Here is a 1,234-nt window from a genome sequence, read left to right on the forward strand (position 1 = left end):
AGCCCCCTTCGTGCTGCCCCATCTCGGCTTCGCGCCGAACACCGTGAACCGGATCCTGGTCTGGGGCCTGTTCGGGCTCGGCTTCGACATCCTGTTCGGGTTCACCGGCTTGCTGTCGTTCGGTCAGTCCGCCTTCTACGGCACCGGCGGCTTCGTCGCCGCCTACCTCCTGACCCGCGCCGGCTTCGGCAACGTGCTGGGCGCGCTAATCATCGGCATGATCGCAGCCGCTGCGACCGGCTATCTGATCGGTCTGATCGCGTTGCGCCGCACCGGCATCTATTTCGCCATGATCACCGTGGCGATCGCGGAAGTGTTCTTCTTCGTCGAGTTCAATCCGCTCTCCGACTTCACCGGCGGCGAGAATGGCCTGCCCGGCGTGCCGACGCCGAGCTTCAATCTCGGCTTCACCACCATCCACTTCACCAATGGCTGGTCGCTCTATCAGTTCATCGCGCTGTGCTATTTCGTCGGCGTCGTCATTGCGCTCAGGATCGTACGCTCGCCGGTCGGCGCCATCTTCAGCGCGATCCGCGACAATCCGCTGCGCGCCACCGCGGTCGGCCACAACATCCACGGCTACAAGCTGACCGCCTTCGTGATCGCAGCCGCTTATGCGGGCTTCGCCGGCGGCCTGCTCGGCGTGCTCCAGGCCTTCATGCCGCCCGACGCCTTCACCTTCGATACCTCCGGCCAGCTCGTGATGCAGACGGCCATCGGCGGCCGGGGCACGCTGTTCGGACCGCTGGTCGGCGCAACTGTTTGGCTCTTCCTTCAGGATTTCCTCCAATCCGCGCTGGGTCTCGGCGCAGCCTGGAAGCTGGTGCTGGGTGTCGTGTTCGTGCTGCTGGTCTGCTTCCTGCGCGGCGGCATCATCGGCGGTCTTGCCGATCTCTACCGCCTTGTCTCGGGCAAGCAAAAGCGGACGGACGCGGAGATAGAGCAAGAGGCCGCTGACGCTGAGGCCGCGCAGCAACCCGCACCGGCGCCGAAGCAGGCCAAGGAGGCCAAGCAACCCGCCTATTCCGGACCGATCCTGAAAGCCACCGGCCTGACCAAGCGCTATGGCGGCCTCGTTGCCAATAGCGACATCGATTTCACCGTCAATCAGGGCGAGCTGCGCGGGATCATCGGTCCCAACGGCGCCGGCAAATCGACCTTCTTCAAGATGCTGACCTGCGAGATCGCGCCGACCTCCGGCCAGATCGTGTTCGAGGGGCGCGACATCACGGGA

General features: G+C 64.9%; 1 protein-coding gene. It reads left to right on the forward strand.

Features of this window, described 5'->3' with window-relative positions:
- The coding region (locus IVA74_RS40195; protein WP_247353630.1) for an ATP-binding cassette domain-containing protein at positions 1-1,234 on the forward strand (1,234 nt) is incomplete at both ends.

The sequence above is a fragment of the Bradyrhizobium sp. 132 genome (assembly GCF_023074185.1).
Lineage (GTDB): Bacteria > Pseudomonadota > Alphaproteobacteria > Rhizobiales > Xanthobacteraceae > Bradyrhizobium.